This window comes from Shewanella sp. VB17 (assembly GCF_013248905.1).
Classification (GTDB): Bacteria; Pseudomonadota; Gammaproteobacteria; order Enterobacterales; family Shewanellaceae; genus Shewanella.
Genome location: NZ_JABRVS010000001.1, coordinates 3,911,443 through 3,937,411, shown reverse-complemented (window position 1 = coordinate 3,937,411; position 25,969 = coordinate 3,911,443). Strand labels below are relative to the sequence as shown.

General features: G+C 40.7%; 21 protein-coding genes and 7 tRNA genes. 25 read left to right on the top strand and 3 right to left on the bottom strand.

Going from position 1 to position 25,969, the window contains the following annotated elements; genetic code table 11:
* Positions 1 to 29: 29 nt before the first annotated feature.
* From mazG to rpoS, 11 genes are all read left to right on the top strand, one after another.
* Positions 30 to 818: a nucleoside triphosphate pyrophosphohydrolase gene (gene mazG / locus HQQ94_RS17010; RefSeq protein ID WP_173295521.1), complete on the top strand. Its 789-nt coding sequence runs from the start codon at positions 30 to 32 to the stop codon at positions 816 to 818.
* Positions 819 to 941: 123 nt separating this feature from the next.
* Positions 942 to 2,579, top strand: a complete 1,638-nt coding sequence (locus HQQ94_RS17005) for a CTP synthase (RefSeq protein WP_173295520.1) — start codon at positions 942 to 944, stop codon at positions 2,577 to 2,579.
* A 195-nt stretch (positions 2,580 to 2,774) separates the two neighbouring features.
* A complete protein-coding gene (gene eno, locus HQQ94_RS17000) occupies positions 2,775 to 4,070 on the top strand; it encodes a phosphopyruvate hydratase (protein ID WP_173295519.1) in 1,296 nt (431 codons plus the stop codon).
* 153 nt (positions 4,071 to 4,223) lie between these two features.
* On the top strand, positions 4,224 to 4,523 hold the full coding sequence (gene ftsB, locus HQQ94_RS16995; RefSeq protein ID WP_173295518.1) for a cell division protein FtsB: 300 nt from the start codon (positions 4,224 to 4,226) through the stop codon (positions 4,521 to 4,523).
* 31 nt (positions 4,524 to 4,554) lie between these two features.
* The gene (gene ispD, locus HQQ94_RS16990) at positions 4,555 to 5,241 is read left to right on the top strand and encodes a 2-C-methyl-D-erythritol 4-phosphate cytidylyltransferase (RefSeq protein ID WP_173295517.1); all 687 of its coding nucleotides are present in this window, start codon (positions 4,555 to 4,557) and stop codon (positions 5,239 to 5,241) included.
* A gap of 88 nt (positions 5,242 to 5,329) precedes the next feature.
* Positions 5,330 to 5,809 (top strand): 2-C-methyl-D-erythritol 2,4-cyclodiphosphate synthase, encoded by a 480-nt coding sequence (gene ispF / locus HQQ94_RS16985; protein WP_173295516.1) that lies wholly within the window; start codon positions 5,330 to 5,332, stop codon positions 5,807 to 5,809.
* Positions 5,810 to 5,894: 85 nt separating this feature from the next.
* Positions 5,895 to 6,962 carry a tRNA pseudouridine(13) synthase TruD gene (truD, locus tag HQQ94_RS16980; RefSeq protein WP_173295515.1) on the top strand — a complete coding sequence of 356 codons (1,068 nt, stop codon included), beginning with the start codon at positions 5,895 to 5,897 and terminating at the stop codon, positions 6,960 to 6,962.
* A gap of 47 nt (positions 6,963 to 7,009) precedes the next feature.
* Positions 7,010 to 7,759 carry a 5'/3'-nucleotidase SurE gene (surE, locus tag HQQ94_RS16975; RefSeq protein WP_173295514.1) on the top strand — a complete coding sequence of 250 codons (750 nt, stop codon included), beginning with the start codon at positions 7,010 to 7,012 and terminating at the stop codon, positions 7,757 to 7,759.
* A complete protein-coding gene (locus tag HQQ94_RS16970) occupies positions 7,756 to 8,391 on the top strand; it encodes a protein-L-isoaspartate(D-aspartate) O-methyltransferase (protein WP_173295513.1) in 636 nt (211 codons plus the stop codon). Before surE ends, HQQ94_RS16970 begins: the two co-directional genes overlap by 4 nt.
* Positions 8,392 to 8,487: 96 nt before the next feature.
* Entirely contained in the window at positions 8,488 to 9,384 is an 897-nt protein-coding gene (locus tag HQQ94_RS16965; RefSeq protein ID WP_173296691.1) for a peptidoglycan DD-metalloendopeptidase family protein, read from the top strand.
* A gap of 77 nt (positions 9,385 to 9,461) precedes the next feature.
* Positions 9,462 to 10,436 (top strand): RNA polymerase sigma factor RpoS, encoded by a 975-nt coding sequence (gene rpoS, locus HQQ94_RS16960; protein WP_173295512.1) that lies wholly within the window; start codon positions 9,462 to 9,464, stop codon positions 10,434 to 10,436.
* A 90-nt stretch (positions 10,437 to 10,526) separates the two neighbouring features.
* On the opposite strand, the gene mutS is transcribed toward rpoS, so the two are convergent.
* Positions 10,527 to 13,106 carry a DNA mismatch repair protein MutS gene (gene mutS, locus HQQ94_RS16955; protein WP_173295511.1) on the bottom strand — a complete coding sequence of 860 codons (2,580 nt, stop codon included), beginning with the start codon at positions 13,104 to 13,106 and terminating at the stop codon, positions 10,527 to 10,529.
* 326 nt (positions 13,107 to 13,432) lie between these two features.
* Between mutS and recA the strand changes: the two genes are divergently transcribed.
* The 14 genes from recA (at position 13,433) to HQQ94_RS16885 (ending at position 23,809) form a co-directional block, all read left to right on the top strand.
* Positions 13,433 to 14,494 carry a recombinase RecA gene (gene recA, locus HQQ94_RS16950; RefSeq protein WP_173295510.1) on the top strand — a complete coding sequence of 354 codons (1,062 nt, stop codon included), beginning with the start codon at positions 13,433 to 13,435 and terminating at the stop codon, positions 14,492 to 14,494.
* A gap of 21 nt (positions 14,495 to 14,515) precedes the next feature.
* Positions 14,516 to 14,962 carry a regulatory protein RecX gene (locus HQQ94_RS16945; RefSeq protein ID WP_173295509.1) on the top strand — a complete coding sequence of 149 codons (447 nt, stop codon included), beginning with the start codon at positions 14,516 to 14,518 and terminating at the stop codon, positions 14,960 to 14,962.
* 440 nt (positions 14,963 to 15,402) lie between these two features.
* The gene (alaS, locus tag HQQ94_RS16940) at positions 15,403 to 18,027 is read left to right on the top strand and encodes an alanine--tRNA ligase (protein ID WP_173295508.1); all 2,625 of its coding nucleotides are present in this window, start codon (positions 15,403 to 15,405) and stop codon (positions 18,025 to 18,027) included.
* A gap of 483 nt (positions 18,028 to 18,510) precedes the next feature.
* Complete coding sequence (gene csrA, locus HQQ94_RS16935; protein ID WP_173295507.1) at positions 18,511 to 18,708, top strand: carbon storage regulator CsrA; 198 nt, start codon at positions 18,511 to 18,513, stop codon at positions 18,706 to 18,708.
* Positions 18,709 to 18,944: 236 nt separating this feature from the next.
* Positions 18,945 to 19,036, top strand: a tRNA-Ser gene (locus HQQ94_RS16930).
* Positions 19,037 to 19,057: 21 nt separating this feature from the next.
* A tRNA-Arg gene (locus HQQ94_RS16925) sits at positions 19,058 to 19,134 on the top strand.
* Between the two features lie 35 nt (positions 19,135 to 19,169).
* Positions 19,170 to 19,246, top strand: a tRNA-Arg gene (locus HQQ94_RS16920).
* Between the two features lie 73 nt (positions 19,247 to 19,319).
* Positions 19,320 to 19,396, top strand: a tRNA-Arg gene (locus HQQ94_RS16915).
* Between the two features lie 73 nt (positions 19,397 to 19,469).
* Positions 19,470 to 19,546: transfer RNA gene (locus tag HQQ94_RS16910), tRNA-Arg, on the top strand.
* 12 nt (positions 19,547 to 19,558) lie between these two features.
* Positions 19,559 to 19,650: transfer RNA gene (locus HQQ94_RS16905), tRNA-Ser, on the top strand.
* Between the two features lie 81 nt (positions 19,651 to 19,731).
* Positions 19,732 to 19,808 (top strand) — tRNA-Arg (locus HQQ94_RS16900).
* 690 nt (positions 19,809 to 20,498) lie between these two features.
* Positions 20,499 to 20,849, top strand: a complete 351-nt coding sequence (locus HQQ94_RS16895) for an OadG family protein (RefSeq protein ID WP_254304087.1) — start codon at positions 20,499 to 20,501, stop codon at positions 20,847 to 20,849.
* 21 nt (positions 20,850 to 20,870) lie between these two features.
* Entirely contained in the window at positions 20,871 to 22,670 is a 1,800-nt protein-coding gene (oadA, locus tag HQQ94_RS16890) for a sodium-extruding oxaloacetate decarboxylase subunit alpha (RefSeq protein ID WP_173295506.1), read from the top strand.
* An 8-nt stretch (positions 22,671 to 22,678) separates the two neighbouring features.
* The gene (locus tag HQQ94_RS16885; protein ID WP_173295505.1) at positions 22,679 to 23,809 is read left to right on the top strand and encodes a sodium ion-translocating decarboxylase subunit beta; all 1,131 of its coding nucleotides are present in this window, start codon (positions 22,679 to 22,681) and stop codon (positions 23,807 to 23,809) included.
* A 97-nt stretch (positions 23,810 to 23,906) separates the two neighbouring features.
* Here the strand turns inward: HQQ94_RS16885 and HQQ94_RS16880 are convergent, their stop codons facing one another.
* Both HQQ94_RS16880 and HQQ94_RS16875 read right to left on the bottom strand, forming a co-directional pair.
* On the bottom strand, positions 23,907 to 24,242 hold the full coding sequence (locus HQQ94_RS16880) for a PBPRA1643 family SWIM/SEC-C metal-binding motif protein (protein WP_173295504.1): 336 nt from the start codon (positions 24,240 to 24,242) through the stop codon (positions 23,907 to 23,909).
* A gap of 350 nt (positions 24,243 to 24,592) precedes the next feature.
* Positions 24,593 to 25,855 carry a dicarboxylate/amino acid:cation symporter gene (locus tag HQQ94_RS16875; RefSeq protein ID WP_173296689.1) on the bottom strand — a complete coding sequence of 421 codons (1,263 nt, stop codon included), beginning with the start codon at positions 25,853 to 25,855 and terminating at the stop codon, positions 24,593 to 24,595.
* Positions 25,856 to 25,969: the final 114 nt, after the last annotated feature.

The following is a 25,969-nucleotide window of genomic DNA, read 5'->3' as shown; positions in this document are numbered from 1 at the left end:
GTTCCAGTAAATAATTTTAGGATGTGGTGATGCACAATAACGATATTCAACCTCTGATAGACATTATGACTAAGCTCAGAGATCCTCAAACAGGTTGTTCTTGGGACAAGGCTCAGAGTTTCGACACTATTGTTCCATTTACCTTAGAAGAAGCCTATGAAGTGGCAGATACCATAGAGAGAGCCGCCATCGATGAATTACCCGATGAACTGGGCGACCTTCTGTTTCAAGTGGTTTTTTATTGTCAGCTGGGTAGAGAGAAAGGGATGTTTGATTTTGGTGATGTGGTAGATAGAATTTGTCATAAATTGACAGCCCGTCATCCTCATGTTTTTGGGTCGTTAAAAGAGATGAGCGCCGAGCAGGTTAAAGAGAATTGGGAGAAGATAAAAACGAAAGAGCGTGCTGATAAAAATCAACATTCTGTATTGGATAATATTCCATTGGGTTTACCTGCATTGTCTCGTGCTGTAAAAATTCAACAACGGGTTGCTCGAGTGGGCTTTGATTGGGCTGAGCTTGGGCCAGTCATTGATAAAATCCATGAAGAAATAAGTGAAGTTATCCATGAGGTTGAGCAGCAAGAGGTGAGTGAAGAAAAAGTACAAGATGAGGTGGGTGATCTGTTTTTTGCAGTTGTCAATCTTGCTCGGCATTTAGGGGTTGAACCCGAGCAAGCATTACGGCGTGCTAACAGCAAGTTTGAACGGCGTTTTAGAGGGGTAGAATTATTTGCAAATCAATCAGATAAGTCAATGGATGAACATACTTTAGATGAACTAGAACAATACTGGAATGAAGTAAAATCACATGAGTAAGCGATCAAATGAACATTTTATAATAATCTTGTTTGTCGAATGGCTCGCTTTTTGGTATAATATCTCCCCGTCCTAGTGCTTAATTACAAGCACGTATTTCCAACTCATTTTCTCAGGTTCATAATGACTACAAGGTATATCTTCGTTACTGGTGGCGTGGTTTCATCACTAGGTAAAGGCATTGCAGCAGCATCTCTGGCTGCAATTTTAGAGGCCCGTGGCCTAAATGTAACCATTATGAAACTGGATCCTTATATTAATTTGGATCCAGGGACGATGAGCCCGACACAGCACGGTGAAGTCTTTGTAACAGAAGACGGTGCTGAAACGGATCTTGACTTAGGTCACTACGAACGTTTTATTCGTACCAAGATGAACCGTCGTAATAACTTTACTACGGGTCGTATTTACTCAGAAGTGCTTCGTAAAGAGCGTCGCGGTGATTACTTAGGTGCCACCATTCAGGTTATCCCACATATTACTAATGCCATCAAAGAGAAGGTATTAGCAGGTGGTGAAGGCCATGATGTTGCCATTGTTGAGATTGGTGGAACGGTTGGTGACATTGAGTCTTTACCATTTTTGGAATCTATTCGTCAGTTAGGTGTAGAATTAGGTCGTCAACGCACCTTGTTTATGCACTTAACTTTAGTGCCATTCCTTGGTGCAGCAGGCGAAGTGAAAACAAAACCGACACAACATTCAGTGAAAGAGCTTCGATCCATCGGTATTGCACCTGATGTTCTGGTATGTCGTGGTGATAGGCCTATTCCATCCAATGAAAAAGCGAAAATTTCACTTTTTTGTAATGTGGAGGAGCGCGCTGTTATCTCGCTTAAAGACGTTGACAGTATTTATAAAATTCCTGCTCTACTGAAGGCGCAAGCTTTAGATGAATTAGTGGTTAAACGTTTTGGTATCGATTGTCCTGAAGCCGACTTACATGAGTGGGAACAGGTTATTTATCAAGAAGCCAACCCTATCGGCGATGTGACTATCGGTATGGTAGGTAAATATATTGAGTTACCTGATGCCTATAAATCTGTTAACGAAGCACTTAAACACGCAGGATTGTTTAATCGTGTTTCGGTTAACATAAAGTATATTGATTCCCAAACCGTTGAAGCGAAAGGCGATGAAGTGCTTCAAGGATTAGATGGTATCTTAGTGCCAGGTGGTTTTGGTGAGCGTGGTGTAGAAGGTAAAATCGTTGCTGCTAAGTATGCACGTGAAAATAACCTCCCTTATTTTGGTATTTGTTTAGGCATGCAAGTTGCTCTGATTGAGTTCGCTCGTCATGTTGCAGGTTTAGAAGACGCACATTCAACAGAGTTTAATAAGGAAACACCGCATCCTGTTGTGGGCCTCATCACAGAATGGATTAATGAAGATGGTGATGTTGAAGAGCGTCACGAAAAATCCGATCTCGGTGGAACGATGCGCCTAGGTGCTCAGCTTTGTCACCTAAAAGAAGGCACCAAAGCCAGTGCGGCATATGAAGCGAATACTTGTGTTGAACGTCATCGTCATCGTTATGAAGTGAACAATCACTATAGAGCTCGTCTTGAGGAAGCAGGTCTTGTATTTAGTGGACTGTCTTCAGATCGTCAACTTGTTGAGATGATTGAATTGCCAGACCATCCTTGGTTTGTAGCAGGTCAATTTCACCCTGAATTTACATCAACGCCACGTGATGGACAACCATTGTTTGTTGGGTTTATTGCCGCTGCAGCAGCATATCAAAAACGTGATTTAGGATAAAGTAAGACTCCATTAGAGATAAAGTTTGTCAGCAACTTGTTTGATGATACTGTATTTTACAGTGGATATAATTGAATATATCCTTGTACCATTTAGGTGTATATGCATTATAAAGTTAGCTGATGAACCTTAAAATTTTTGTTGTTGATTTTGGTGAATAGATTTCATTTTTATTAAATTTAAACCGAGGGAATTATGGCTAAAATTATTAACGTCATTGGTCGCGAGATCATGGATTCACGTGGTAATCCAACAGTAGAAGCTGAAGTTCATTTAGAAGGTGGACTTTACGGTATGGCGGCTGCACCATCAGGTGCATCTACTGGTAGTCGTGAAGCATTAGAGCTGCGCGATGGCGATAAAGCTCGTTATATGGGCAAAGGTGTATTGACAGCGGTTGCTAATATCAATGGGCCGATCCGTGATGTGCTGATGGACAAAGATGCGACATCTCAAGCTGACATTGATCAATTGATGATTGACTTAGATGGAACAGAGAATAAAGATAAGCTAGGTGCTAACGCGATTCTGGCTGTCTCTCTTGCTACCGCTAAGGCTGCTGCTGCATTTAAAGGCATACCTTTATATGCGCATATCGCTGAGTTAAATGGTACTCCAGGCCAATATTCTATGCCCGTGCCTATGATGAATATTTTAAATGGTGGTGAGCATGCCGATAATAATGTAGATATTCAAGAGTTTATGGTTCAACCCGTTAGTGCTAAGACGTTTCGTGAAGCATTACGTGTTGGTGCTGAGATTTTTCATAGCCTGAAGAAAGTATTACAAGACAAAGGGTTGAGCACATCTGTAGGCGATGAAGGTGGTTTTGCACCTAATTTAGCCTCTAACGCAGACGCGCTTGCAATGATTAAGGTTGCTGTTGAGAAAGCGGGCTATAAGCTAGGTGAAGATGTGACATTAGCACTTGATTGTGCTGCTTCTGAGTTTTATAAAGATGGCCAATATAATTTAACGGGTGAAGGTAAAGTTTTTTCTGCAAATGGTTTTTCTGATTTCCTTAAATCATTGACTGAAGAGTATCCAATTGCTTCAATCGAAGATGGTCTGGATGAATCAGATTGGGAAGGGTGGGCATATCAGACGAAAATTATGGGTGATAACATCCAGTTAGTCGGTGATGATCTATTTGTTACCAATACTAAAATTTTACAGCGTGGTATTGACAATAACATTGCTAATTCAATCTTGATTAAGTTTAATCAAATTGGTTCTTTAACTGAGACGCTAGCTGCTATTAGCATGGCAAAAAAAGCAGGGTATACCGTGGTTATTTCACATCGTAGTGGTGAAACGGAAGATTCAACCATTGCCGATCTAGCAGTGGCTACCTCTGCAGGACAAATTAAAACGGGTTCATTATGCCGTTCTGATCGTGTAGCCAAGTATAATCAATTGCTTCGTATTGAAGAGCAATTGGGTGACAAAGCCCCTTATAATGGCCGTCGTGAAATTAAAGGCCAATTATAATCAATACAAGTAATGTTGTCATCGGTTAGATAATCGTCGTCATTAATAGCAATTAAATGATAGCTTTGCTAGAAAAGGTCACCACTAGGTGGCCTTTTTTGTTATTATTACTAGAAGTTTGTCAAATTTTCAACTGTGGGAATTTAACTCATAATGAAACGTCTCCTATTTGCATTGGCATCACTGCTAGGTTTGTTGCAGCACCAACTTTGGGTCGGAGCAAACAGCCTACCTGAATCGTTTCAACTGAAAGAACAGATATCTCTCCAGCAAGCGAGTAACGCTAAGTTGATTGCTAGAAATCAAGTACTCAGAGAGGAAATTATTGATTTAAGTAGTGGCACTGAAGCGTTAGAAGAGCGAGCGAGGAATGAGCTTGGCATGGTAAAGGAAGGGGAAACATTTTTTCGTGTTGTCGGTGATAAACGAGCAAGTGAAGTGTCGAGTCATTAACTCCTCTTTAATATAATATGAGCTTTGAATTATGAATGATCATCAAGACAAGATTGTTGCTATTGTACCCGCAGCAGGGATTGGTAGTCGTATGGGGGCTGAGATCCCTAAGCAATACCTTCAGATTAATGGCACTACCATTTTAAGCTTAACATTACTCATACTCTTGGAGCACCCTAAGATCAATAAGGTGGTGGTGGCACTGCACCCAGATGACAATCTATTTCATACGTTAGCTCAGGCATCTCACCCTAAACTACAAACCGTGATCGGTGGAAATGAACGTGCCGATTCTGTTTTAGCTTGTTTACATGACATTGAAGATGATACTTGGGCTTTAGTACATGATGCAGCGCGTCCCTGTTTGACTCATGAGGATATTGATAGGCTTATTGGATCGAGAGAACAATTTCCTCAAGGCGCTATATTAGCAGCGCCAGTTAGGGATACAATGAAACGGGGTAAGTGTGATGGAACCATAGCTAAAACGGTTTGCCGCGAGCAGCTTTGGCATGCATTGACCCCGCAATTTTTTTTAGGCTCTGAGCTGAAAAATAACTTAAGTTTAGCCCTATCCGAGAATGTCACTATTACCGATGAAGCTTCTGCAATGGAGTGGTCAGGGATTTCACCTGGGTTAATTTCGGGAAATGTAGAAAATATTAAGATCACGCATCCTGATGATCTTCGACTAGCAAAATTATTTTTAGCTAATTAATTTTATAATGATATTTTTCCGTTGAATTGTCGTTATAACCTATTAGAGCTGATGGTTTAAGTGATGGCTGTCAGTGAATGGATTTAAAATGAATATACGTATTGGTCATGGGTTTGATGTGCATAAGTTTGGTGGTGACTTACCCTTATTATTAGGTGGGGTTAATGTGCCTTATGAAACAGGTTTAATCGCGCATTCTGATGGTGATGTTGTATTACATGCCATTAGTGATGCTGTTCTTGGGGCCGTAGGACTGGGTGATATAGGTAAACACTTTCCAGATACTGATACTAATTTTAAGGGCGCCGATAGCCGTCATTTATTACGTCATTGCTATCAACTTGCTAAAGATAAAGGCTTTTATATTGGCAACCTAGATGTGACTATTATTGCTCAAGCACCAAAAATGTCACCTCATATTGAGGCGATAAGACAAGTATTATGTCAAGATTTTGAGACTGCACTTGATAATATCAATGTGAAAGCGACAACAACTGAAAAATTGGGTTTTACTGGGCGTAAAGAGGGGATCGCCGTAGAAGCGGTGATTTTAGTGCAGAAAATATAATAAATATGCACTTATGTTATTTCAAAGTGAGTCAAATTCATATTTAGTACCTAATTAGTTGCCCAATAGAGAGAACAGAGTCACCATGATTGAACTTCATTTTTTACACGGTAAACCCATTTCTAAAGCGGATCTACGCACTTATAATAGCGACTTTCAAGTTCAGGAAATTTTGCCTTTTACACCTACTGGTGAAGGAGAGCATCATTTACTTCATATTCGTAAAGAGGGTCTGAACACTAATGATGTTGCTACCCTCTTATCTGGGTTTGCTCATGTCCATCCTAAAGAGGTGACATATGCTGGTCAAAAAGATAAAAACGCTATTACTGAACAGTGGTTTGGCGTGCGGATACCAGGAAAAGAGACTCCAGATTGGGCAACTCTGAATAGTCAACAGTTAACCATTTTATCCAGTAGCCGCCATAATAAAAAATTGCGCATCGGTGCTTTAGCAGGTAACCGTTTTACTTTAACATTGCGTAATGTTGATCATATGGATGAGGTTATTAAACGTCTCGAACTGGTAAATAAAACCGGTGTACCTAACTATTTTGGTGAACAAAGGTTCGGTCATGATGGTAAAAATCTCATATTTGGTCGTCAAATGCTAGCAGGGCGAAAAGTGAAGGATAGAAAGAAACGCAGTATGTATTTGTCTGCAGTTCGTTCTTATTTGTTTAATATTTCAGTATCTGCAAGGTTAGTTGAACATCGTTTAGATAAGTTGGTTGGCGATTGTGTGATGTTAGCTGGCAGTAAAAGCTATTTTACTGCTGAGCAGTGGGATGATGCGATGGTGAAACGTCTTGATGAAAAAGACATTCAACTTTCAGCACCTATGTGGGGCAGGGGAGCTTCTTTACCACAAGGTGAAGCTGCAGATTTTGAAACCAAGGTGTTAGCAGATTTTGAAGCTGAACGTGATGGTTTAGAGCATGCGGGGTTAACGCAAGAACGTCGTACACTGCTATCTGAGCCACAACATTTAAGTTATGAGAAACAAAGTGATGATGTGATAGTTATTAAGTTTGCGTTACCAGCGGGCTGCTATGCGACATCTGTACTGAGAGAAATTTTTGATTATGAAGATGTTAACGATCGTGAGTTTCATGCTCGTCAACAAATAAGAAAAGATTTGAGTGGATTGTAAACAAGGATCTTCAGGTTAACGAAAAGAAAATAGACATTGGCAAATAAATGATAAAAATTCTGATAAGTAATGATGATGGTGTCACAGCACCTGGGATTGTGGCGTTAACCAATGCTTTGGCAGTTTTCTATGAAGTGATGACTGTAGGACCTGATCGCAATTGTTCTGGTGCAAGTAATTCTTTAACGTTAACTAACCCTTTACGCATTAATACATTAGATAATGGTTATGTGTCGGTAAGTGGGACACCTACCGATTGCGTTCATTTGGCTATCAGGGAGTTATATACTGATGAGCCTAATATGGTGGTTTCAGGGATTAATGCAGGGGCTAATTTGGGTGATGATACTCTGTATTCAGGTACTGTGGCTGCAGCGATGGAAGGGCGTTTTCTTGGATTGCCAGCCATAGCTGTTTCTTTAGTGGGCCCTACACTTAAGCATTATGATAGTGCAGCTTATTTTACCTGTAAAATAATTAAAGGCTTGTTAAAAAGCCCCATAGACCAAGATCAAATTCTGAATATTAATGTGCCAGATCTGCCCATCGAACAGATTAAAGGAATTAAAGTGACGCGATTGGGTGCTAGGCATAAGGCTGCTGGCATGGTTAAAACTTTGGATCCGTCTGGGCGTGATATATTTTGGCTAGGCCCACCAGGTGAAGAACAAGACGCTAGCGAAGGGACAGATTTTCACGCGGTGAATAATGGGTTTGTTTCAGTGACGCCACTAACGGTTGATCTCACTGCATTTAATCAAATTACATCAATGGAACAGTGGATAGATAGAATATGAATTGGGTCGCGACAACGGCAGCACTGAATTTAGCAAAAAACTTGCGTGATTTAGGGCTCAAGGATGAAACCGTTTTACAGGCTGTTGCTAATACTCCTCGGGAGCTATTTCTTGATGCCGCACTTGAACATAAGGCCTATGAAAACACAGCCCTGCCGATCGGAATGGGGCAAACGATTTCTCAACCTTATATCGTCGCCAGAATGACGGAATTATTGTTGGAACATTGCCCTGCTAAGGTGCTCGAAATTGGTACTGGTTCGGGTTATCAATCGGCTATTTTAGCGCAACTGGTTCCAGAGTTATGCACTGTTGAGCGGATTAAAGGGTTACAGATCCAAGCAAGACAAAGGTTGAAACGTTTAGATTTACATAATGTCTCTTTTAAATACGGGGATGGATGGAAAGGTTGGCTTAATAAGGGACCTTTTGATGCCATTATCGTGACAGCCGCAGCCAGTACCGTCCCCGAGGCTTTACTTACTCAACTTGCTGATAATGGTGTGTTGATTATTCCTGTTGGAGAGGCTTCACAACAGCTTTTAAAAGTTGTGCGTCAAGGTGAAAAGTTCAGTTCAAAAGTGGTAGAAATTGTGCGTTTTGTACCTTTAGTCAATGGTGAGCTTGCATAGTTATAAGCTGTTAATCCGTTGACTTTATGGTATTAATATTTATTTCAGTAAATAATTATATGGAGTTAGGTGATTTCTTTGGTTGTTAAAATAAAGATGAGCTGGTACGTTCAATTTTTGTGTATTATTTGTTTTGTTATCACTGGTTGTAGTTTTCAGTCCGAACGACCTGCTCCCGTGTCCAGCGTGACTACGCCTGTTAAGACTGCTTATATTAAAGGAGCATTAAAATCTGATTTTTATTACGTAAAGCAAGGTGATACACTTTATTCAATTGCGTGGGCATCTGATAATGATTTTATCAATTTAGCTAACAAAAACAAGCTGAAGAAGCCATATACAATCTTTCCTGGTCAAAGGCTAAACCTTAATTTGGAATTAAATGAAGCTAATGCCACAGTGGCTAAGGTTAAACCAAATAATAGTCGTAATAGCGCAGTGTATAAGGGAGAACCTATTGTGGAACAAAAGGTTAATTCAAATATTGCGACAAAAAAGACTCAAATAATCTCAGAAAAAAAATCTCTTGATCAACAGCCAAATCATGCGTACTCTGTAACAACTAGTCAACAAGATGTTAACGGTCTTATCCACAGGCCTAAAGAAGAATTACCTACAATTGTTACTCGTTGGCAATGGCCAGTGAAAGGTAAGTTGATTGGTACTTTTTCTGCCAAAGAGCAGGGAAATAAAGGAATTAAGATTGCGGGAAACCGAGGTGACATAATTAAAGCTGCCGCAGATGGACGAGTCGTCTACGCAGGTAGTGCACTTCGAGGGTATGGTAACTTAGTGATAGTCAAACATAGTGATGACTACCTCAGTGCTTATGCTCATGCAGATAGTATCTTAGTTAAAGAAAAACAGTTTGTTACCATTGGACAAACATTAGCGAAAATGGGCGATACAGGTACGGATAGGATCATGTTACATTTTGAGATCCGACATCATGGTAAATCTGTTAACCCTATGAAATATTTACCTAAGCAATAATGGTTTAGGGCCGTTTTGGCAATTGGAGGATATTAACGTGAAGTAATCAAATTGAGCAAAATTTGGGAGATCATTTTATGGGTCGTAAAACAAATACAGCAGTAGCAGAGCCTTTAGTGGATTTAACTAAGGTTGAGTCCGACATTATTACCGAAACAACAGGAACAAAAGCAGAAGGAGCTGAGCTTGATAATCAAGTTCAGGATGATTTGCAAAAAAACCTGGATGCAACTCAGTTGTATTTGAGTGAAATTGGTTTTTCCCCCTTACTCAGTGCAGAAGAAGAGGTGTATTTTTCACGTAAGGCTTTGAAAGGCTGTGATAAGTCCCGTAACCGTATGATTGAAAGTAATCTAAGGCTTGTGGTTAAAATTGCCCGTCGTTATAACAACCGTGGTCTTGCTCTACTTGATCTGATTGAAGAGGGAAATTTGGGGTTGATAAGAGCGGTTGAAAAATTTGATCCTGAAAGAGGGTTCCGATTTTCTACCTATGCAACTTGGTGGATCCGCCAAACGATAGAACGTGCGATTATGAATCAAACAAGAACGATTCGCCTGCCAATCCATGTTGTTAAAGAGTTGAATGTTTATCTACGTACGGCAAGAGAATTAGCTCATAAATTAGATCATGAACCTACAGCTGAAGAAATAGCTGATAAACTCGATCTTCCCAGTTCAGATGTCAGCCGTATGCTGAAGCTTAATGAAAGAATCACCTCTGTCGATACACCGCTTGGTGGTGATAACGATAAGGCGTTGCTCGATGTATTAGCTGATGATGATAATGTCGGTCCTGACTATAAGGTTCAGGATGAAGATATGTCTAAGTCGGTGGTTAAGTGGTTAGATGAACTTAACACTAAGCAAAGAGAGGTGTTAGCACGTCGTTTTGGTCTGTTGGGATACGAGCCTTCGACACTTGAAAATGTCGGAAAAGAAATTGGGCTGACGAGGGAGAGAGTACGTCAGATCCAAGTAGAAGCTTTGAAGCGACTTAAAGATCTGCTAAGCGCTCAAGGGTTATCTGTAGAGGCGATATTTAAAATTTAGCCGTTTAACGTTAGGCTAATTTTACTTGAGTTAACAATAATTAAAAAGCGCACTTCATTGTGCGCTTTTTAATGGTGGTAATATTGTTATCTAATGACTTAATTTCTTGAGTTCATATAAGATGTCTAGTGCTTGTTTAGGGCTTAATTCATCAGGCTTGATTGAGTCCATCGTCTCCTGAAGAAGAGAGGTTACTGGTTCTGGAAATGTCATTGTTTGTTGCATGCTTTGTGATGACGATCGTTCAGAATGATTGGCATTACGGCTTTCCAGATGATGTAATTTATGTTTTGCAGCTAAAATAACAGAGTTAGGTACCCCTGCCAGTGCAGCAACTTGAAGGCCATAGCTTTTACTGGCGGCGCCATCCTGAACAGCGTGCATAAAGACGATGCTATCACCGTGTTCAATCGCATCTAAATGAACATTAGCCACATTTGAGATGAGTTCTGGTAGCTGAGTGAGCTCAAAATAATGGGTGGCAAATAAGGTCATTGCTTGAATTTTCTGAGCGAGGTATTCCGCTGCTGACCAAGCGAGTGATAGGCCATCGTAAGTAGAAGTTCCTCGTCCTATTTCATCCATTAAGACTAAACTGTTTGGGGTTGCATTATGAAGAATATTAGCGGTTTCAGTCATTTCAACCATGAATGTCGAACGACCTGATGCAAGGTCATCTGCAGCACCAATACGGGTAAATATGCGATCAATCGGGCCGATAATAGCACTTTGAGCGGGCACGTAGCAGCCGATATGTGCCATCAATGTGATCAAAGCCACTTGTCTCATATACGTCGATTTACCGCCCATATTCGGGCCTGTCACTATCAGCATTTTACGTGTTGGATTCAGTACTACGGGATTAGCGATAAAAGGAGTTTGACTCACTTGTTCGATAACCGGATGTCGACCTGATTCTATTTGTATTCCTGAGGTTTCGCTTAACATGGGTTTTTGGTAGTTAAGCGTATCTGCTCGCTCTGCAAAGTTGGTGATCACATCAAGTTCTGCAGCACCTTGAGCAAACTGCTGAAGTGGATGAAGTTGAGGTAAAATTAAATCAAAAAGTTGTTCCCATAATTGTTTCTCAAGTGCTAATGCTTTACCTTGGCTAGACAGGACTTTTTCTTCATGTTCTTTGAGCTCAGCGACAATATACCGTTCTGTATTTTTGAGTGTTTGTCTGCGTTGATAACTAAGGGGCACAAGATCAGACTCTCTACGACTGACTTCAATATAGTAGCCGTGCACACGGTTATAACCGACTTTTAATGTCGATATACCGGTAGCTTCTTTTTCTCTTGCTTCAAGCTCTGCCAAATAATCTGTCGCACCTTGACTTAAATCACGCCATTCATCTAATTCGGTATTGTAACCGGTTTTTAATACCCCACCATCACGGATAAGCATAGGAGGATTATCGATGATGGCACTATCTAGTAATGCCAGCTCTTGCGGAAATTCACTGATCTTACGGGCAAGCAATTTGATGTGTTCTGATTGGCATTTGGCTAGAATTTGTTGGATCTCTGGGAGTATCCCTAAGGCATGTTTAAGACGAGAAAAATCTCTAGGGCGAGCATTCCTTAGAGCTAACCTTGCTGTGATCCGTTCGATGTCTCCTAGTGATTTTAATAAAGGGTAAAGTTCATCATAGAGTCCATTTGCTAATATTTCTTCGAGGGCATTTTGACGCGCTTCAATGTGATTTTTATTACGTAATGGCTCATGTATCCACCTTTGCAACATGCGGCTACCCATAGGTGTGGTGGTATTATCCAACACGGTTGCTAAGGTATTAGTGCGACCACCTTGAAGGTTGGTTGTCAATTCAAGGTTACGTCGAGTCGCTGCATCAAGAATAATACTGTCTCCTTGATTAAACCTAACGATTGAATTGATATGTGGCAGTGCAGTACGCTGAGTATCTTTAACATATTGCATGAGGCAACCAGCAGCCTGGACAGAAAGACGGGCACCATCTAAACCAAATCCGCGTAAATCTTTTGTGTTAAATTGATCTCGTAGTAGTTTTTGACTTGTATTAAAGTCAAATTCCCATTCAGGGCGACGACGTGTACCTTCTAAACTTGCGATAAGGCTCATTTCACTGAAGTCTTCACTATAAAGAAGTTCGGCTGGGCAGGTGCGCTGAAGTTCAGCTTCTAATGCCTCAGATGTGATTAATTCGGCAACAACAAAACGACCAGAGCTGATATCTAAGGTGGCATAGCCAAATCCTGTTTTATCATGATATACAGCAGCAAGTAGATTATCTTGTTTCTCTTGAAGGAGGGCTTCATCTGTAAGCGTACCAGGTGTGACCAGCCGAACAACTTTACGCTCGACAGGACCTTTTGATGTCGCTGGGTCGCCTATTTGTTCGCAAATGGCGACCGAAACTCTGAGTTGAACAAGTTTAGCTAAGTAGCCCTCGACGGCATGATAAGGTAGGCCGGCCATTGGAATAGGATCACCACCACTTTTACCTCTTGCCGTTAGCGATATCCCTAATAATTCAGATGCTTTTTTGGCATCATCGTAAAAAAGTTCATAGAAATCACCCATACGATAGAAGAGAAGCACATCTGGATTTTCGGCTTTTAGCGTCAAATATTGACGCATCATGGGTGTATGTTTTTCTAAATCTTGGGTTGCGATCGCTTTCATTCTACAGCAGGTCTCTTTTCTGACGTATTAATAGGCCGCATGAATGTTTAGTGGCCATAAAGGTTGGCGCCAATATTAGCAATATTTTCTCATCATGAGTCGTTAATTTTAATTAAAAATACGAATGAATAATATCTGTCTAAATAGGCACTTATTATCGAGTGATTATGAGTGAAGAAAAATAATCTTGAACAGCACTTGATACTGTATGACTATACAGTATACTAGTTTGCATATTGAAGCTTCTTTGAAAGCACTTTTAACGAAGTGATGGAGCTATTACAGTTTTTAATCAGCGTAATCGCTGTGACTCTGAGGATACTGGAATGAAGATAGACGCGAACAAAGAGAAAGCACTTAACGCAGTATTAGGCCAAATAGAAAAGCAATTCGGTAAAGGCTCTATTATGAAATTGGGCGAGAACCGTTCGATGGATGTTGAAACTATCTCTACTGGTTCACTTTCTTTAGATGTAGCCTTGGGTGCTGGTGGGCTTCCAATGGGTCGCATTGTTGAAATTTATGGCCCTGAGTCATCAGGTAAAACAACCTTGACGCTTGAAGTGATAGCTGCTGCACAGCGCGAAGGTAAGGTGTGCGCATTTATCGATGCAGAGCATGCTCTCGATCCTATTTATGCAAAGAAACTCGGTGTTGATATTGATAACTTGCTTTGCTCACAGCCAGATACTGGTGAACAGGCGTTAGAGATTTGTGATGCATTAACACGTTCAGGTGCTGTTGATATTATTGTTGTCGATTCCGTCGCTGCTTTAACGCCAAAAGCGGAAATCGAAGGTGAAATCGGTGATTCGCACATGGGGCTTGCTGCTCGTATGATGAGTCAAGCTATGCGTAAACTTGCCGGTAACCTTAAGCAAACTAATACCATGTTAATCTTTATTAACCAAATTCGTATGAAGATTGGTGTTATGTTCGGTAACCCAGAAACAACGACAGGGGGTAATGCACTTAAGTTTTATGCTTCTGTACGCCTTGATATTCGTCGTATTGGTGCGATTAAAGATCGTGATGAAGTCATTGGTAATGAAACTCGCGTTAAAGTGGTTAAAAACAAAATTGCAGCACCATTTAAGCAGGCTGAATTTCAAATTTTATATGGTGAAGGAATTAATCGCACTGGTGAATTGGTTGACTTAGGCGTGGCTCATAAATTGGTTGAAAAAGCGGGTGCTTGGTACAGCTATAAAGGTGATAAAATTGGTCAGGGTCGTGCAAATGCAGGTAAACATTTACTTGAAAACCCGATGATTGCTGAAGAAATCGATACCGCGCTAAGAGCGATGCTGTTAACGCCTGCTGTTCCTGCTGCGGATTCAAGTATCGGCGATGAAAATGTTGATCTTGAAACCGGTGAAGTATTTTAATTTTCTGAATTAATTATCGTTATGAATCATTCAGCACATTATTTTGCGGTTGCGCAACTTGCGCGCCGCGATTACTCTCGCCATGAAGTTCAATGCAAGCTTAAATTGAAAGGTTTTGAATCTGTTGAGATTGAAAAAGCGTTAGATAGATGTGAATCTAGCGGATTTCTTGATGATAAGCGGTATGCAGAATTGCTCATTAGAAGCCATGTTAATAAGGGCCATGGTCCAACACGGATTAGACAAGTTATGGCGCAAAAGGGGCTTGATAAAAATGAAATAAATCTTGCTCTGGATAGCTGTGATTATGATTGGTTTGAGCTTGCGCAGAAAAAAGCGTTAAAGAAATATGGTCACATTCAGATAGAAGATCATAAAGATAAAGTTAGGCGAACTCGCTATCTCTTGGGCCAAGGCTTTGCTTACGATCAGATCTCTTATGCGTTAGAATATGTCTTGTATAAATGAATATTACGTTTAAACAGAGCCTAAATTATGATGACTTTTATGGCTACTCATGATTTGGTTTTGTTAATTAACTGTCTCGAAAACTTATACTCCAGTCACTTCAAAATGCTCATTGCTGAGTTCACATAAGATGGTTGAATGAGGCAGCGATTTGACAATGGTTGCTCCCTTGTTGGTTGCACTAACGTAATGCAGGAGCCGTTACCGAGGAGCAATTAACGCCCTTGAACTCTGCCACTTCTCGACATGCTGGATCTTGAAGTCACTTGGGTATATTCTACAGCTTAATGTGCTTTAGACTGCTAACTTAATTTCTTTTCCATCTCTCCATACTCTAAATTTCTGGTTGTTATCCTATAGACTGATTATAATGTCCGGCTAGATAGTATGTTGGTGATTTTAATACTCACTGTTAGCTTAACTTAATTCAGGATGATTTCATGTATCAAACCACTGCAGCGCTAAGAAGTGCTTTCTTAGCGTATTTCCGCACTAACGGTCATCAGGTTGTAGACAGTAGTTCACTGGTACCTGTTAATGATCCAACCTTATTGTTCACTAATGCAGGTATGAACCAGTTTAAAGATGTATTTCTTGGAGAAGACAAGCGGAGTTACACTCGAGCAACCTCTTCTCAGCGTAGTGTACGCGCGGGTGGTAAGCACAATGATTTAGATAACGTGGGTTATACGGCTCGTCATCACACTTTTTTTGAAATGCTAGGTAATTTTAGTTTTGGTGATTACTTTAAGCGTGAAGCGATTGGATTTGCATGGGATTTTTTAACTCAAGAGTTGAAGCTTCCTAAAGAACGTTTGTGTGTGACTGTCTATGAAACTGATGATGAGGCCTACAATATCTGGACGCAGGAAATAGGTGTTCCAGCGGAAAACCTGATCCGTATTGGCGATAATAAAGGATCCGAATATGCGTCTGATAACTTCTGGCAGATGGGTGATACTGGTCCTTGTGGTCCTTGTTCTGAGATCTTTTATGATCATGGTGAACACATTTGGGGTGGTCGTCCTGGTACCGCAGAAGAAGATGGTGACCGTTTTATTGAGATCTGGAATATTGTATTTATGCAATACAATCGCCAAGCCAATGGTGATATGTTGCCGCTTCCAAAACCGTCAGTCGATACCGGTATGGGGATTGAGCGTATTGCTGCCATTATGCAGGGAGTGCATTCAAATTATGAAATTGATATCTTTCAAACTTTGATTAAGAAAACGGCTGAGATTTTGAAGGTTACAGATTTAAAAAATAAATCATTATGCGTTATCTCAGATCATATTCGTTCTTGCGCCTTCCTTATTGCTGATGGTGTGATGCCATCGAATGAAGGTCGTGGATATGTTCTTCGCCGTATTATTCGTCGAGCAGTGCGTCACGGGAATAAGCTAGGGGCGACAGACTCTTTCTTTTATCAGTTAGTGCCGACTCTTATCGAAGTGATGGGAGATGCCGCCAAAGGTTTAATTACGACACAGGCTATTGTAGAAAAATCATTGAAAGCTGAAGAAGAGCAATTCGCGCGCACTCTAGAGCGTGGTCTCGGCATTCTTGATGGAGCTTTGAATGAATTGAAAGGAAATGTATTAGATGGCGACACCGCATTTAAGCTTTATGATACTTATGGTTTTCCTGTCGATTTGACGGCAGATGTATGCCGAGAGCGTGAGATCACCGTTGATGAAGTAGGGTTTGAAATGGCGATGGCTGCGCAGAGAAGCCGTGCTCAAGCTGCTGGCCAGTTCGATACCGATTACAATGATAAGCTGAAAATTGATGAAGAGACTCATTTTTCGGGTTATACCGAATTAAGAACGCAAAGTAAGGTGACTGCTATTTATAAAGCGGGTGAGCTCACAGATACTTTGAATCTTGATGAAGATGGCGTAATTGTGCTCGATAGCACACCATTTTATGGTGAATCGGGTGGACAATGTGGTGACAAAGGTTTGTTAACTGCCAAAGGTATTGATTTTAACGTTGTAGATACGCAAAAGTACGGACAGGCTATTGGTCATCAAGGACGTTTGAATTCAGGTACTCTTTCCATTGGTGATACTGTCGAAGCTATGGTCGATGAGAAGCTGCGTCATCAAACGGGATTAAATCACTCTGTTACTCACTTATTACACGAATCCTTACGCCAATTACTGGGAACTCATGTTTGTCAAAAAGGCTCTCTAGTTGATTCTGAAAGGCTACGCTTCGACTTTTCTCATTTTGAAAGTGTGAAACCTGAAGAGCTGAAGGCCGTTGAAGATCTTGTTAACACACAGATCCGTCATAACCATAAATTAAGCACAGAAGTGATGGGTATCGAGCAAGCCAAAGAGAAGGGAGCGATGGCACTTTTTGGTGAAAAATATACAGATGAAGTGCGCGTTGTAACCATGGGGGACTTCTCCATTGAACTTTGTGGTGGTACCCATGTTGGTCGCACAGGTGATATTGGTTTGTTTAAAATCACCTCTGAAGGTGGTATTGCAGCTGGTGTACGTCGTATTGAAGCGGTAACGGGTGCTGCTGCGATGGAGTATATTGCAGTGCAAAAAACAGAATTAGATCAAGCTGCTACATTGCTTAAAACAGACAACCAATCAGTTGTTATTAAGCTTAAAGCTCAGTTGGAACGAACCAAACTGCTTGAAAAAGAGTTATCTCAACTTAAGGATAAACTTGCCGCAGCAACAAGTGCAGATTTAGCCAGTGAGGCTGAAAAAATTAATGGCGTTAACGTTTTGGTTAAAAAATTAGTGGGTGTCGATGCCAGTTCGTTACGTGGTTTACAAGACGAGCTTAAACAAAAGTTAGGCTCAGGTATTGTTGTACTTGCTATTAGCGGAGAAGCTAAAGTTAATTTAATTGTGGGTGTCACTAAAGATTTAACCGCTAAGGTCAAAGCGGGAGAGTTGGTGGCATCGATAGCAACCCAAGTTGGTGGTAAAGGTGGCGGACGCCCAGATATGGCACAAGCGGGTGGAACTCAGCCTGAATATTTGGATTTAGCGTTAGAAAAAGTAATACCATGGCTTGCCGAGCGTTTGGTTTAAGACATTAGTGCATGGTATTTAAGTGCCTTGATTGAATCATTAAGGCGTTTATTTTGTTGTACTTTTAGTTATATTAATCATTTTTTTGTTAGGCAAGTATACTATAAGTTCTAATGCATATCGTAACTTGTGTGATTGGTGGGTTGTTTTTGTGTGGGGTTTTTGTTGATAATATCATTATTATGACACAATAATAGCTTTAACCTTGGGATTTTAAACTTTTAATGCTAGGTTAATTGCAGTGTAGATAGTATTTATACTGCTTCAGACTTATTTTTAGTATAAAGCAAGTATAGTATTATACCTGCTTCTGGTTTGTTTTTAGTATCAGGCTAGTAGTGGTGTATAATACGGTTTATTGTGAATCTACCGTATTAAAATGATGTTTTTAAGGTTGAGTACTATTAATTTGTACTAACCTTGTAATAAGCATATAACGGATTAGTGCCGTTTAGAGAAGATTAGAATTAAAGGAGCAAACGAATGCTGATATTGACTCGTCGTGTTGGTGAAACACTGATGATTGGTGATGAAGTAACTGTCACTGTTTTAGGCGTTAAGGGCAACCAAGTGCGTATCGGTGTCAATGCACCTAAAGAGGTTTCAGTACATCGTGAAGAGATCTACCAGCGTATTCAATCAGAGAAAGCTGGAAATACTTCAGAAGGTGGTAACTTTTAGTTTTATACCACCTTTAAAAATTAGCTGATAAAAAAACCAGTAATTAACTGGTTTTTTTATTTTTAAAATGAAGATAGTTATCTTTTTTTGGTGCGTCTTTTGAGGGAAATAATGCACTAATATCTCTAAGTCGAGCGTTATTTGTCTAATCTGTTTAAAAACACCCCAGTTAGCAACCCTTTATAAGAAATGGTTTGACTTATTTTATTCAAACAGTAATATGTGCGCCAAGAAACGGAGAGGTGGCCGAGTGGCCGAAGGCGCTCCCCTGCTAAGGGAGTATGGGCTTTAAATCCCATCGAGGGTTCGAATCCCTCCCTCTCCGCCATTTCTTAATGACAAATACGTTGCGGATGTAGCTCAGCTGGATAGAGTACCTGGCTACGAACCAGGCGGTCGGAGGTTCGACTCCTCCCATCCGCACCATTTTTGTAAGATGACGGAATTGATTGAAACACGTTGCGGATGTAGCTCAGCTGGATAGAGTACCTGGCTACGAACCAGGCGGTCGGAGGTTCGACTCCTCCCATCCGCACCACATTTGATTTTTGTTAGTAATAACGAAAAATGATATAGCCTATGTTAGTAGGTGCAAATAGAAAGATAAATTAGCGGATGTAGCTCAGCTGGATAGAGTACCTGGCTACGAACCAGGCGGTCGGAGGTTCGACTCCTCCCATCCGCACCACATTTTATTTTTTGTTAGTCATAACGGGAAGTGAAATAACCTATATTATAGGTTCAAGTAGAAAGATAAATGAGCGGATGTAGCTCAGCTGGATAGAGTACCTGGCTACGAACCAGGCGGTCGGAGGTTCGACTCCTCCCATCCGCACCATTTATCACGTTAGGAGAGGTGGCCGAGTGGCCGAAGGCGCTCCCCTGCTAAGGGAGTATGGGCTTTAAATCCCATCGAGGGTTCGAATCCCTCCCTCTCCGCCATTTGATCGAATCAGTTATTACACTCACCTGATTCATTGTTGTAATACTTTGTGGTTTAAAAGTAGACGTTAATCAGTATATGCGGATGTAGCTCAGCTGGATAGAGTACCTGGCTACGAACCAGGCGGTCGGAGGTTCGACTCCTCCCATCCGCACCATATTGAATATTATAGATAATTTTCATCATACGTAATAAATATACACATATCTAAGTGTTAGATCTCGCTTAACGTGAAATATATATACAATACCTATCATATCAAGTCATCAATATCATCTCTCTCTATATAAACACATACAATCTATTTAAAAATATTAGGCTTCAAAGTCACAATCTGATGGTATCTTCTTATCTGGCTCATAGTGCGTTACTGTCAAGTCTCATTATGGTGTTGTGATATTGATAATCGAGTAAGCTCCCTCTTTTAGTCCAGCCGTATTTTGCTACTCCATTGCTGATTTAAAATAAGTATTTTGGATGAGTTTGTGTATGTCCTCAATACTGGCAGTACAGCACTGATCCTTGTCATGCAATACTTAAGAATGATATTGGGTGCCACTGTGCCATATTACTATTCTTTTCATTAGAATGAATCCCATCTGATTTGTGTGATTTTTATTAACGAAGTGATTTTAAATCGTTTGGGTTCTATTTATTATCCAATAAATTGTCATTTATTTTGTGAATAATGCATTTCCTAGTGGTAGATCTATTTTTATTTGGTATGACCAATTTACAATTGATACGCTATTTTGTTAGAACTTGATCATTGTTTTCGGCTATAGCAGGTGCGAATAAATTTATATCCTTAACAAATTTAATTGTCACAATGAGGTGTTTTATTGTCATGACGAATAAAAATTGTTTTCCTAGATATGATGTAGAACTAAGTTTATTGAAAGTCGGTGACATGGTAAATGCTTCACAAAGTAGCCTAATTAAAGAGGATGATATGGACTCGATATCAGAACAAATTGTTGTATCGTTTGGCATCATGCTTTTAGGCATGAGTTTGGTGTTTGTTTTTTTAATGATACTGATTTTAGCGATTAAATTGGTGGCATGGAAATTTGCTCCATTGCCTGTATCCGCTAAAGCTGTGATCAAAGATAGAGTTGATGTTAACAACCAGGATATTGATCCCAAAATAGTTGCAGCCATTACTGTGGCTATTCAACAATATCGAGCACAATTATAATAATAAGAGTAGGAATGTTCTATGAGTAAGCCATTAGCGTTAACCGATGTTGTTTTAAGAGATGCACACCAATCAATTCTGGCCACTCGTCTTCGAACTGAAGATATGCTGCCTATCGCATCATTATTGGATAAAGTGGGTTTTTGGTCTTTAGAGTCATGGGGGGGAGCGACATTTGATTCTTGTATCCGTTATTTAGGTGAAGATCCATGGGAACGGATCCGAGAGTTAAAAAAGGCAATGCCAAATACACCACAACAAATGTTATTACGTGGGCAAAATCTTTTAGGTTATCGTCATTATGCTGATGATCTTGTATATAAGTTTGTTGAACGTGCACATAGCAATGGTGTGGATATATTTCGTATATTTGATGCGATGAATGATGTGCGTAATTTAGCTGTCGCGGTAAAGTCAGTCGTTGAAGTCGGAGGGCATGCTCAGGGGACAATTTCTTACACCCAAAGTCCTGTGCACAATATAGATACTTGGGTTGATATGGCTAAACGTCTTGAGGACATGGGATGTCACTCTATATGTATCAAGGATATGGCTGGCTTACTTAAGCCTTTTGATGCATTTGACATGATAAGCCAAATTAAATCTCAAACAGACCTTATCGTTTCTATGCATTGTCATGCCACGACAGGCCTAAGTACTGCGACATATCAAAAAGCCATTGAGGCAGGGATCGATGTTCTCGATACCGCTATTTCATCCATGAGCCAAACGTACGGCCACAGCGCGACAGAAACGTTAGTTGCTATGGTTGAAGATACAGATAGAGCAACAGGCTACGATATGGCTTTGCTCGAGGATATCTCAGCGTATTTTAGAGACGTTCGTAAGAAGTATGCTCAGTTTGAAGGAGAGTTAAAAGGAATTGATTCTCGTATTTTACGTGCTCAAGTACCGGGTGGGATGTTAACTAACCTTGAAATACAATTAAAAGAACAGCAAGCAATCGATAAGTTAGATTTAGTCCTCGAAGAGATACCTAGGGTGCGCGAAGATCTCGGCTTTCTTCCATTAGTGACGCCGACATCGCAGATAGTGGGAACTCAAGCAGTCATTAATGTGTTGACGGGGGAGCGATATAAAACATTAACAAAGGAGACTGAAGGTGTATTAAAAGGTGAATATGGTGCGACACCAGCTCCGGTGAATTTGGAGTTGCAAGCTAAGGTGCTCAATGGTGGTGAGGCTATTACTTGTCGTCCGGCAGATTTACTTTTACCAGAATTAGCCAAGTTAACCCAAGAGTTAATAGCTAAAGCCGATGAAGAGAAGCTTGAGTTAGCTCAAGAGTTGTCTGAGGATGTACTAACTTATGCATTGTTTCCACAAATAGGGTTGAAATTTATTAAGAATAGAAATAATCCTAATACTTTTGAACCAAAGCCAACATTGGATCCTAAGATCGAACCTCAAAATACCGCATCTCAAGATCGTGGCATTGAAACTTATACCGTGAATGTACAAGGCCAGAGCTTTGTTGTTGAGGTATCACAAGGGGGAAATATCAATGAAATATGTCCAGTGAAAAAAGGGGAAACTTTTACGTCACCAGTGGCATCACATACGGACATAACAAAAGGTAGTGCTACCAAACTATCGATGAATTCACCTCTGTCAGGAAATATTTTTCAAGTCAATGTCGTTGTGGGTGATGCTGTGAATGAAGGCGATGTGGTGATTATATTAGAAGCGATGAAGATGGAAACGGAAATACGTGCAGAAGCTGATGGCGTGATCAATAACATCTGGGTTAAAGAGGGGGACTCTGTTTCCGTTGGTCATCAATTATTAGATTTGGCATAGGAGTTTAGATGGAAGGATTAATTGCATTTTGGTCTGAGTCAGGAATCGCGAATTTTACCGGTGGCCAATTATTAATGATGGGAGTAGGTGCTTTACTCCTTTATCTTGCTATTGTGAGACAGTTTGAGCCTTTATTACTTTTACCGATAGGCTTTGGTGCTATCTTGGCAAATATCCCTAATGGGGGCTTTACGGAAGAAGGTGGACTGCTTTATTTTGCTTATCATGCGGGGATTGAAACAGGAATATTCCCATTACTCATATTTATGGGAGTGGGCGCGTTAACTGATTTTGGGGCGTTAATTGCTAACCCTAAAATGTTGCTACTTGGTGCTGCTGCTCAATTTGGGATCTTTGCTACTTTGATTGGTGCAGTAGCACTTAACTTTGTGCCAGGTTTTGAGTTTAGTATGAAAGATGCTGGTGCCATTGCCATCATTGGAGGAGCTGATGGGCCGACGGCCATTTTCTTGGCCTCTAAGCTCGCTCCTGATCTACTTGGAGCCATTGCGGTTGCAGCCTATTCCTACATGGCTTTAGTACCTTTGATCCAACCTCCAATCATGAGGCTGTTGACGACAGAGTCTGAACGTCAAATTAAAATGGAGCAATTACGTGAAGTGAGTAAGAAAGAGAAAATTATCTTTCCACTTATGGTACTGGGTTTAACCATTTTATTCCTGCCAGCAGCGACGCCTTTAGTTGGTATGTTTTGCTTAGGCAATTTGATGCGTGAGTCGGGAGTGGTAGATAGACTATCAAGCACAGCGCAAAATGAATTGATTAATATCGTGACTATTTTTCTCGGTTTGGCTGTGGGTTCAAAACTATCCGCTGAGAAATTCTTGCAACTGGAAACATTGGGGATCTTGTTACTTGGTGCGATAGCATTTGCGATAGGAACCGCTACCGGCGTGTGTATGGCAAAGTTGATGTCTAAGCTATCTGGTGGGAAGATTAATCCTTTGATCGGTGCTGCGGGTGTCTCGGCGGTTCCTATGGCTGCAAGAGTGGTTAATAAAGTGGGTTTAGAGTCTAATCAACATAACTACTTATTGATGCATGCCATGGGGCCTAATGTTGCTGGAGTGCTAGGCTCTGCTGTCGCTGCAGGAGTATTAATCGCTGTACTTGGTTAGGGGGATAAAGTTGGCCTCGAATGACCTCAATTAGTGTGGGTATAATGAGCGATGTGAATGAGATCCTGTAGATAGATCTACAGGATCTTGCTTGTTTTCATCCACAACACTTCTTATATTTTTGACCGCTTCCACAGTGGCAAGGCTCATTTCGATTCGGCTTCTTATCGGATAGAATGGTCCGAGGCAGAGCTAATATTGCCTCAAGCTCTACTATGTCCTCTTTGACTTCAGAGTTAATTTGTATGTCAGCGGTTAAGTTGTGTTTATTTAATTGCGATTCAATTTCCTTTTTCCGCTCTTCGTGACTGACAACCAAAGTGAGTGGGTTATCTGGGGTGCCAAGCTTAGAAGCGCGCTTAGTGTTGTAGCCAAAACTCTCATGTTTAGGCTTAGGATTTTTGCGTCCTTTAAAAAAAAATTTATCTGACATGAGACCTTTGCATACTGCGATTGTGAATAATAGCGCTAAATTGAGAGAGCTTATACTATAAACACGCCAATTAATCCATTAAAAGTGTAGGAATGTAAATGATAAGGACATCTATTTAGAGGGATAGTGGCGTACATTTTGTTTTATTCTCGTTTATTATATACCCAATCCACTTCCACATGCTCGTGTTGGAGCCACATAGGATGGCTGAGTCCTGCATTTTTAGGTCATTTGATATAGTTGACAAAGAGAATGAATAAGGTAGAAATATTGGCATAAAAAAGCCGCATAAGCGGCTTGTGTTATATCGATTCATTTGGTGATAAAAATGAACCTAAACCAGTGTTTGTTTAGCTGTTTTTTGCTGAAGTTTCGCTGAGTTCAGTTTCTTTGTTACTGTAGAATAATCCTTCATCGAGTTGACCTTCTGACTTTCCTATCACAACTGCAGTCATCATATCGCCAGTGACATTAGTACAGGTACGCATCATATCAATGATGCGATCAATGGCGGCGATAAAGGCAATACCTTCAAGCGGCAGTCCCACAACACCTAACGTCACGGATAACATTACCATCGCGCTTCCTGGTACACCTGCAGTACCTACTGAGGCAATCGTTGCTGTGACTGCAATGAGCATATAATCAGTCATGTCTAATGAGATCCCATAGATTTGGGCGATAAATATGGCGGCGATAGCTGGGTAGATGCCTCCACAACCGTCCATGTTCATCGTTGCACCTAAAGGTAATACAAAAGCGCTGTACTGTTTCGATACACCCATAGATTCAGTACAACGTGCACTTGCTGGTAGAGTCCCAAAACTTGACGCTGTGGTGAATGCGACAAGTTGAGCAGGCATGGCTTTACGGAAAAATTGAATAGGACTCACCTTAGCGACAAATTTAACTAAACCTCCATAAACAAAGATGATGTGGATAAAGGCTGCGATATAAATAGCACCAATAAATTTACCTAAAGGGAGCAGGGTGGACAAACCATATTCACCGACAACCCAAGCCATTAACCCGAAAACACCAATAGGAGTGAGTTGCAGCACCATGCGAGTGAGCTGGAACATGACCTCAGCACCCGCTTCGAAAGCGTGCTTCAGCGGTGTGGCTTTATCACCGATTTTATTGATGGCAATACCGACTAATGCAGCGAAGACTATGATTTGTAATACTTTACCTTCAGCAAGCGAAGCAAAGGGATTGACTGGGATCATATCCAGGATTACTTGGGCAAAACCAGGAACATTACGTTCACGAACTTCAGTTGCGACTAATTCCATAGAGCCGCCCATATCGATAAGCGAGCCAACAGTAAGACCGATTAACGAAGCTATTGTGCCAGTAAACATAAACATCGCTAAGGTTTTAAAGCTTAACCTCTTTAGGCTTACCTGTGAGTTCAGAGAAGTAATGCTCACGACAATAGCGCAAAATACTAATGGTGCAACTAGCATCTTAATTGCACTGATAAATAGATCACCTAGCGGTTTTAGTACAGTGGCAGAATCGCCAAAAATAACCCCGATACTAGCCCCTAAAATAAAGCCAGCGAGGACCTTTTGCCAAAAGGGGATCTGCTTAATCGTTTGCCACATGATGATTCTTCCAAAATTTTTATGATAAATAAGAGGTCATTAATATATTTCAATGCTCAAAATAGAAGCAATGAATAGGATGTTTTAATCCGATGTGGCCATTGTATAGCCTCTACT